Raw genomic sequence first — 10758 nt, 5'->3', positions numbered from 1 at the left:
ATCAAGCCTCTCTCTTCTAATTAGTTTTTAATCAGTTTATTTCTGAATTTTTTACCAGAATTTACATCGTAGATTTCCAGGATATATAAACCAGTAGATAAATCATCAATAGAAAGTCTGGTTGACTTCTGTCTGCTATTTACTGATTCTTTTCTGATCACGTTTCCTGCAATATCTATTATCGTAACTCTTGCATCTTTCATTTCGAAATTAGCTGTTAAGTCAATATAATTGTTAGCTGGATTCGGGCTAACGATCATTTCTAGCTGAGTTACTTCTGAGGCTCTGGTTGTAGTCGCTCCTCCGAAGAAGAATCCATACTCAGCATTTGCCAAGGCAACTTCCATTTGAGCCCAACTTCTGTGATAACGTTGTGTAAACGGTTCACCAGCATTATAAGCTGCTTCTAATCTAGCAAAATCCGGATCATTTTTATATCCTGATCTAATATCTAAGAATGATACGCCAGGCTTGATTTCATCTCCATTCCCCATCACTCCAGTGAATCCACCAGGAACATAAACTTCTTCGTCAAAAATTCGACTAAAGTCTCCTCTTTCTTCTGGTGCAGAAACTCCTTTATCATCTCTGTATGTGTTCCACATTCTATCTAATACTTCTTTGGCTAAATCACGTGCTTCTGTATCTAATGTAGCATGCTTCTCTGTAGCAGCTGCATAATAGATAAGTGCTTTTGCCATAGATGCTGCAACACCAAGATCTTGACTATAATTAGTAACTTCAACACTCAGGTTATCATTACTTCCCGGACTATTTGGATCCCAGGTATCTGGTTCTCCAGACCATTCTAAAGTAGCAGGGATTTCAAAATCATCAGTCCCTATAAGCTTCACTTCACTTTTTACCCAAGCTGTCCATTTATCCATTAGATTTTTTGCCATAGGGTCATTGGTAATGTAGTAGTACTCTGCTACCCTTTCCATAGACCAGGCTTGCCATCCAAACCAAGTTCCACTTCCTGGATCGTGATATACTGGATCCGTATCAAAAGCCATATCATAGAAGGTAGATTTTCCTGCAGGATATGCACTATAGTCTCCATTCCAACTATTAGTAGCACCACCGGCAATAGCTCCCTCTTTAGACTGTAACCAGGTATAGAATTCCATCTGTCTGGTTAAACTCTCATTCCAATCTCTTTCTCCGTTTTGAGATTTTGGTTTTAATTCATCTACCTGAGTTAATGCATAGGCTGCTACCGGGTTTTGGTATCCAAAATGACAATGACTAGAACTGATTCTGAATGCCCATGGAGAAGCTGTATCTGCAGAACCACCCCAAGACATATACCAAGACATTAGGTAATGTGCACTATCGTACCCCGTACCTGCTCCATTGGTAGCACTCTGTACTCCTAATGGTTTAAAATACTTATCAAACATCGCTAGTCTCAAGAAGTCTCCCATTTTAGTTGCTTTGTCTAAATCAAGCGTTGCTAAAGAGGTTCCTTGTTCTTCTGCATATACTTTTGCCCAATACATAGCTTGTACTGCTCTTGCATCAGCATCCGGAGCACTTGTGTATCTCCACTGCTTAGCATAATTCTGATCTTCTACAAATAGTGGAAGGAATCCATCTGATCCTCCCCAGTCAAAACTCTCCCAGGATGGGTGTGGAATTGTTTCATATACTGATTCCTGCTCACCTCTCTGGAATGTATTGATATAAGAAGGAGTACTTACTCCATCTCCTCTATTACCATATCCATAGAAATTATCATTATCTAATAACCAGTGCATCTGGTATATATCATCACCATAAGTAGCCGTTAGATCTGGAGAAACCGGATCTGTTCCCACAGGTGCGTTAAAAACAAGTGGTGCCGGATACATGCTAGGCAATGCAAATTCACTTGCATATGCTGCCGGTGAAGATGGATTGTATGCTCCATTTGTAGGTTGATCCGCAGTAGTAGGGATTATAAATTCTTCAATTCTATCCCATACATTACTTAGTGGTTCCCAATCATTGGTTATTCTTCCGTTCATCACTTCTAGCCATAACCAGTATGAATATAATTCACTTGTTGACTCGTGACCATAATCTGGTGCTTCTACCAGTAACGTTTCTATAGAATGATGTGGAGATCCGTCTGCACTGAAATATCCATTTGCAGGGTCATAAAGCTCGTTTCTCAATTCAACAAAACGCTCGATATAAGGATTACTATCTCCAGGACCTCCTGGTCCACCGCCACCGCCAACATCTTCTCTTGTCACTGTAATAGCATTACCAGAAAGAGAGAACTCTCCAGAAGAAAGATCAGTTGCGGTTACATTTTTTCCAGATACATCCAAAGCTCCTGTATATGATAAACCATATACTTTGCATATCCCTACTGAAGCTCCTTCAAAATTATGAGACGCTGTTTCTGTAGTTAAGATATTACCAGATTCATCTGTTATAAGATAAATATAAGATTCTGTAGAAGAACTCGTATTGGCAAAGACAACAATATCATCGATACCATCTCCTGTAGTTGTAGTAACTGTTGTTGCTCCAGTATCTGTAGCTACGGTACCTCCATCAACTGTGGCACTTACCGCATTTCTTACTACTTCTATACTATTAGAAAGGTCGAATGTACCTGCCAGGCCTGATATGTTCTCATCTGCAGTAAGACCTGTGATTGGTCCATTATAACTCACATTATAAATAAAACAACTTCCTACTCCTGCTCCGTCAAAGTCTACTGCTTCTGGTGTAGGTGGTAATCCTAAAATTTTACCTTGATCATCAGTAACAATCCATTGGCTAGTCTCTCCAACATTACCTGTTAGTGTAACTCCTGACACATTATCAGCAATGCCATCTCCTACAGTAAATACAAATGGACCTCCTGCAATAACTCCTCCATCTACTGCCGTAGTTACAGGGTTTCTTACTACTTCTATACTATTAGATAGATCAAATACACCTGCTAAACCTGATATATTCTCATCTGCGGCCAGACCTGTAATTGTTCCATTATAGGTAACACTATAAATGAAACAACTTCCTGCTCCTGCTCCATCAAAGTCTACTGCTTCTGGTGTAGGTGGCAATCCTAATATTTTACCTTGATCATCAGTAACGATCCATTGGCTAGTTTCTCCAACATTACCTGTTAGTGTAACTCCTGATACATTATCAGCAACACCATCTCCTACGGTAAATACGAATGGACCTCCTGCAATAACTCCTCCATCAACCGATGGTGATGATCCACAATCAGGAGCTGTAGTAGCAGTACTAAAATATATAGTAAATCCTCCGGTTTTAGAAACCAAAACAAAATTACCATTATCCACAGTTGCCCAATAAGATCCATCCAGTCCGGTAAATCCGGAATCTGCAATTGTAACCCCCGGCTGAGCCGCATTAAAATTCTGTGTTACTTTTGGTAAGAAATCATTATAATAAGATGGATTGCCATCATTAGTATTCATAGAAAATTGATACAAACCATTATTAGCTAAATCCCAATTGATTGTGAAATCAGTAACATTATCTAAATTTGGTCCTCCATTACCTAAAACAAATATGTTTTGGAATGTAGCGTTTATTGTTGGTAAAGCATCTGCTACAGGTGTCTCAAAGGTACAATCTCCTCCAGTGGACTGTGTATTTCTAGTTACAGTAATTGAATTAGATAAATCAAAAGTTCCTTGCAAGTCACTTGCATTATTTCCTACGGCTGCTCCTTGTAAACCATCTTCATAGCTCAAGTGCCAAATTAAACAAATTCCTGCTCCTGCTCCATCAAAATCTACAGCCTCTGGCGTTGGTGGCAATCCTAAGATATTTCCTTGATCATCGGTAACAACCCATTGAGAATTAGCTCCTATGTTTCCTGTTAACGAAATTCCTGATACATTATCTGCAATACCATCTCCTACAGTAAATACGAATGGACCTCCTGCGATTACACCTCCATCAACAGCAGTTGGCGATGGTGGTGGACCATCACAACCAGGAGCTGTAGTAGTACTACTAAAATACATAGTAAATCCTCCGGTTTTAGAAACTAAGACAAAATTACTATTATCAACAGTTGCCCAATACGAACCATCTAATCCGGTAATTCCAGAATTAGTAATTGTGATCTCTGGCTGAGCTGTATTAAAATTCTGTGTTACTTTTGGTAAGAAATCATTATAATAAGATGGGTTACCATCACTAGTACTCATAGAAAATTGATACAAGCCATTATTCGCTAAGTCCCAATTGATTGTAAAATTGGTTACATTATCTAAGCTAGGTCCTCCATTTCCTAAAACAAATATATTTTCGAATGCAGAGTTTATCGTTGGTAAAGCATCTACTGTCGGGGTACCAAAAGCACAACTTACACTTCCATCTGTCACTGTAATTGTTTTGGTATCAGAATCAGTGGCTCCTGCAGCATTTGTAACAGTTAGCGTCACTGTTGCCTCTCCTATTGTTGTATACGTGGTAGCGGCAGTTGCGGTAGACGCTGTTTCTCCATTTCCAAAATCCCAGCTATATGTAAGAACTCCTCCTGTAGGATCTACGGATGCAGAAGCATCAAAAGTAACATCAAGTGGTGCTGCTCCAGAGTCAGTACTTACAGTAAAAGAAGCTATTGGACTGCCATCTGTAACCGTGATTGTGATTGTTTCGGTATCTTCTTTACTTCCGTCACTTACTGTTAACAGTGCATTATATTCTCCTATTGTATCATATTCGTGATCAATAGTTACTCCAGAACCTGTGGTTCCATCTCCAAAATCCCAAACATAGGTCAATGAATCTCCATTAGCATCAGAAGACGCAGAAGCATTAAAACTTACAGTTACCGGAGCTACTCCACTAGTAGGAGCTGCAGTAAAATCAGCAACAGGTGCTGTATTACCATCTGCTACAGTAATAGTTGTTGTAAATTCTGATGATGTATTAGTTCCATCACTTACAATAAGTGTTACCAGATAAGATCCTATATCGGTATAAGTTATCAGCGGATCAACTACAGATGATGTTTCTCCATTTCCAAAATCCCAACTATACGTGATCGCATCTCCATTAGGATCAGAAGATGCAGCGGCATCAAAAGAAACTTCTAGCGGAGCTGTTCCTGATTCTGGAGTTGCAGTAAAAGAAGCCGTTGGAATTTCTCCACCGGTAGGTTCTTTTCCTCCTGCTAAAATTCCGTTTACATAAACAGGAACATTTTCTGAAATTCCAAGCGTATTGCTTAGTCCTGAATATGAAAAGTCATTTGATGGATCCCAAGCTGATACCGGAGCATTAGCTGGTAGTGCTACTCGTAACTGGATTTCACTTCTATACTCTCCCTGTCCTCCCGGGAAAGGCATTTTATCCTGATCTACTTCTATTTCTGCATAATAAATATTCTGACTTGCATCCCAAGCGATTAGGTTTGACCCTACAGTAGTTCCAGCTCCGCGAGCAGTAAGACCATAGTCACTTGCTCCAAATCCGGCTGCAACTCCTTCAGAAATATCAACAAAATAACGTGCTGTCATTCTATCAGGGACTCTTGCCGGCCAAGCCGATCTGTTATTCAACCATATAGAAACCTCAGTAAAACGAGATTGATCATTATTAAGTTTTACCTCATTTATAAACTCTAAACCTGGTGTTTCAGGTTGTGGGAAGTTTGATAGCGGTGTCCCACCGAATTCCATAATCATTCTTGCAAGAACACCTTGATAGCAAGCATTATAATCTGTAGCTACTTCATTTGCCTGAAAATCATCTCTATCTTCTTCAAACGCATCATTTGCAGCAGATGGGCCTCCCATTAAGGCTCCCCATAGTGTATGTCTGGATTCTACAGGATTGGCTGAACTTCTTGTCCAACTTGCATGCTGTCCTCTATGGTGGGGTTTTGTTGGTGGATTCACACCAAATCCCGTAACTAAACTTCTGTTATTAGGATTATTTCCTAATGCATAGTTTACCTGACTTACGGCAAAATCATGATATTGTGTTTTCTTAGGTGTAGCCACATTATCACTGTAAATAAGTGCAGTTAGTGATGCATTCATTGCATGGCGAAGTGATCCCCATTGTGTTAAATGCGCCTGACCTCCGGGAGAATAACTAATTCCTCCACCATTTTGCCAGAAATCCAAATGCTTTTCTGCATCAGCTTTATAGGCATCTTTCCCTGTAATGATAGAAAGTAATACCATATTACCATATGATTTATCATCCCATACAAGACTCCATAAGAAATCTGGTTGTGTATATTCTGCTTCAGCTTTGTCCAAATAAGCCTGATCTCCTGTTGCTTTATATAACCATAAGGCTCCCCAGGTTAGCTCATCCTGAAAACCTTGTGATGAATATGTTCCATCTGCAGGAATCCCACCATCTGTATGGTACAATCCACGGTTCGCATCTCCAAACTCATATAACTCTTTGGCATGTCTCAAAAGCGTCGCACTATATGCAGGATCACTATCCTTAAAAATGATACTTGCAGAAGCTAATGCTGCTGCAGTCTCACAAGCTACTTCTGTTCCTGGTTTAGAGGGTGATAATTTATAAGATTTACGCTGACCATATTGCGGATGCACATCAACCATTTCTGGTGCCATCCAAAAGTTATGGTCTTGAGATTTGCTATCTGCTACTTGTGCATAAAACTCATTAGGAGTAGGATGACATTTTATAAAATAATCTGTAACCCACTTAATATTACGTTTGAATATTTCGGTTTGATTAGCCCGATCATATCCATCTTCATATTCTAGAAAGCCCCAATTGAGCGCTGTAACCGAAAATGCCATGGGGAAACCGAATTTAACATGATCTCCAGCATCATGCCACCCTCCTGTAAGGTCAAGGCCGACATCTTTACCATCATTTACTCCGGCATCTGAACGCCAGTTAATTCTATTCCAATCAGGTAAATTTCCGGATTGTTGTGTTTCATAAAATAGAAGGGACTTCTGCAAGGCCTCTCCATAATTAAATTGTGCCCAAGATGTGACACAGAATAAGTACAATAGCACCATTGCACTTTTCTTTATAAAGTTTTTCATTATAGGTATAGTTTTAAATTTGTGTTTTTACTTTAAAATCTTCTCAATTTCAAAAATTGAGCTTTGCTACAAAACTGTCAATCAACTCATAGTCATACCCCTATCTATCATTCATAAATAATTATAAAACAAAATTTGTAACATCCATTGTTTTTATCCTTATCTATAGCTCCAATATTGTTGATAAAAGTAGTTTTATGTAGCCTAAATCGTGATTCATAACTATTATAGGCTATCATTAAAATAGAATCCGATACAAAAAGTATAGAATTAGAATATTTAATCGGTTGTACAATCAAATAATTTAAGACTATATGATAACGCAACTCCTACTTTTAAGTAGTTAATAATTGTTATTGAAATAAAATTCTGAGGGTATACAACGAAAGATTCTGGTACAATCCAACTTACCTAAAAATAAGTTTTAGATTTTTTTTCAGTACTAAATATTCTAAATTGATTCTCAAAAAATGATGTAAGCTATCATGTTTCACATCTATTATGCTATTCAATCATGACTAAATAGTTGTTCTGATAGTTTTGCCTTAGAAAAAAAGCTTTTTTTCTAAGGCTCAATTCATAATTAAGTTGCGTAGTACAATTAGCAGTAGGTTGTAAGTACTTCATTAGTGTAGTACAAGTTCTCATAAAATTCTTCATCGTCAGTATAGTTTTGAATTTGTGAATAATCAAAAACCATATCACACATAAAATTGGGTAAGTGCCTGATATGACATTAGTTGATGTTTACATTTACGTTTTATCGATATTCTCTTCTGCACAAACTCGGTTTCCTTTTTTGCTTTGTAATAGAATAATATCGCTCAACAGTTTAGTAAAGTTATGATATGTGCTTAGTAAACGGAGATACAAGAGCACTTAAATAACTCTTAACAAACATCAATTAATATATACTAACATTTAAAAAAGCTACTTGTAACATCCTTATTTTCCGCACTTCTTAAGAAATAAAACTCTCATATTCTTTACTAAATAAAAAAAGGTAAATATTCTTATGTTAAGATGATGATAAGAAAAAAAAGAAAGGAATTGAGGATGAATTTATATTTTTTACAAAAAAACAGAACTTTTTATACGGTAAAACCATATATAAATTTATCATAAACTCAAATTTACATTTAAAATATTACCAAAATTTTCTTAAAACTGTTAAATAATTAAACAAGAAACAACTTACATTAAATCATGATTACATCTACAATATCAGATAAAATACTTGTCAAGTATATATTAAAAAAGAATATTTATTGAATTTATGATATTATTTTTTCTATATCTTTTCGTTAAAAAGATGGCGAATATTTATTAATATCATTTCTAACTTGAACTTGGCATCGCTATAATTACAGGTTTTAAAAAAAATATAACTCCTAATATTCATGTTTAATATTCACCATATAGAGCAATAATTTAATCAATAGTCGCATTATGTATGGTCGAATATTTACATTGTAGCAACGCGGACATCTATAATATGAGTTCTCAGATAATATTACCCACTAAAACTATTCCTTTTTGATTTAGCCGATAATACTATCATTTTGAGAATTGGATTATAAACAATTGAAATTCCTAATTCTTTGGCTATTCTGATAACATTTTTCTGTGTATGTCAGTTTAAACAATGAATGAAATTTTTATTGGATCTCCAATAATTGACGGTTTTCAATCTTCTATGTTAATAATCTAAAAATCAGGTTATAAGGCAGGAAATGGTTTTTAAGAACACCTAATTACAATTCCTTTTTTGCTTCGATTAGCTTGATAAAATACTTTATAACACCTGGTTATAAAAGATTCAAATAATACGATTTATAACTAAAAATTTCGCATATTCATCGTTTCTTTTTCCTTTCTACTTCGTTTAAAAAATAAACCGTAGCTATAGCTATGCTTGATTTTTTTGCCTTGCATAAAGAAAAAATAATTCAATGAATTTATACGAATTTTTTAATCACAAATCGTATAAAAAGCAACTATTTTTGTTTGTACTAAAAAGAAAACTAAGGCATCGTTACAGCATCTTTCTATTTTAAGATATAAACGAAAAGAGTAATTTATAGTAGTGATTTTTTACCAGAAATAATAATCCCATTGGATTTTCAATTGGGCTTTCAATATCGCTAATTGAACTATTCTTTAACTTCTTGGGAATAGCAAAAACGAATACTTTGATTCACGGCAGAATCTTCTATTCATCGTTTTTCAAAACGGACATAAGAAAAATTTAACGTTTATTATCAACTATTTATCTTATTAAAGAGTATTCTAATCAAACATTTGATTGTACATCAACACAAAAGTCTACTTTACCCCATATTTATCAAAGAGATATACTAAACTAGTCATCGTAGCTGCTCCCAATTCTAATTCTCTTTTATTAATGGCATCAAATATATCATTTTTGGCATGATGATAATCAAAATATCGCTGTGAGTCTGGACGCAATCCTGCTAAAACCATCCCTTCTTTTTTTAGAGGACCAATATCTGCTCCACTTCCCCCTTTTACAAAATAGTGTATGAGATACGGTTCGAAAAGAGGTTTCCAACTATGAACTTGTGAAATATTCTGATCACTACAATCAAAAGAAAAACCTCTGGGCGTAAAACCGCCAGCATCACTCTCTAATGCAAAAACATGATTTTCTCCTTTATTCTGAGCAGCTTTTGCATATTTCTTTCCTCCTCTTAATCCATTTTCTTCATTCATAAACAGAACTACACGAATTGATCTTTTGGGCTTATATCCAGTCTCCTTGAACAATCTAAGTACTTCCATAGATTGTACTACACCTGCCCCATCATCATGAGACCCATCCCCCAGATCCCAAGAGTCCAAATGCCCTCCAACGACCATGTATTCCTTAGGAAACTCAGTCCCTGTAATTTCTCCGATCACATTAAAAGACTCCACATCTTTCCAACTACGGCAATTCATATTCATTAAAAATTTAATCTTGGGGTTTAGCTTAAGCATTGAACTTAATAAGTTTGCTCCATTAGTACTTATAGCTGCCGCCGGTATTTTTTCAATATTTGTCAAATTGCCATAACTCATAGCCCCCGTATGCGGAAAATCATCGAGTCGCAGATTCATAGAACGCACTAATACACCGACAGCTCCAAATTTTGCAGCTTCGGCAGCTCCAGAATATCTCTGATCCACACATCCTCCATATGCTTCAAAAGTGTTGATTAAATCTGCTTGCATCGGTCGATTAAAAAACACTATTTTTCCTTCTACTCCCGAAGTTCCTAATTCACGAAGATCTTCAAAATTCTGAACCTCTATTATCGAAGCCTTTATACCTCCAATAGGAGTAGGAACCGATCCACCAAGTGCGCAAATAGGTACATTCGTAGATTTTCCCGGTTCTGTTTCTATATATGCGAACTCTGTAACACCTCGTGTCCATTTAGGAACCATTACTGATTGCAACCATACTTTGTCTAGCCCTATCGCTTTGAGTTCTTTTTCTGTCCACTCTACTGCTTTTTGAGCATTTAAAGAACCGGACAACCTTGCTCCAATCTGATTTGATAAGTGATCTAACCAAGCATAACTCTTACCTTCTAATAATGAAGTATTGTAAAATTTCTTGATTGCTATAGAGTCTTCTTTTACTATATCTACTTGAGCAAAGCTATTAAAAGATATAAGTATTAAAATAGTGAGGGATAGATTTTTCACAGAAAAATTT

2 protein-coding genes are annotated in these 10758 nt (G+C 36.3%); both read right to left on the bottom strand.

What is annotated here, in order from left to right; genetic code table 11:
- Positions 1–20 precede the first annotated feature (20 nt).
- The gene (locus F0000_RS11165) at positions 21–7034 is read right to left on the bottom strand and encodes a glycoside hydrolase family 48 protein (protein ID WP_188112091.1); all 7014 of its coding nucleotides are present in this window, start codon (positions 7032–7034) and stop codon (positions 21–23) included.
- Positions 7035–9359: 2325 nt separating this feature from the next.
- Complete coding sequence (locus tag F0000_RS11155) at positions 9360–10748, bottom strand: M20/M25/M40 family metallo-hydrolase (RefSeq protein ID WP_149624798.1); 1389 nt, start codon at positions 10746–10748, stop codon at positions 9360–9362.
- Positions 10749–10758 lie beyond the last annotated feature (10 nt).

This window comes from Aquimarina sp. RZ0, from assembly GCF_008370685.1.
In the GTDB taxonomy this organism is placed as follows: domain Bacteria; phylum Bacteroidota; class Bacteroidia; order Flavobacteriales; family Flavobacteriaceae; genus Aquimarina.
This window is presented reverse-complemented; position numbering and strand designations above follow the sequence as displayed.

Excerpts from the sequence above, each read along its gene's own strand:
- F0000_RS11165 (WP_188112091.1), bottom strand. The coding sequence starts at position 7,034 with ATGAAAAACTTTATAAAGAAAAGTGCAATGGTGCTATTGTACTTATTC.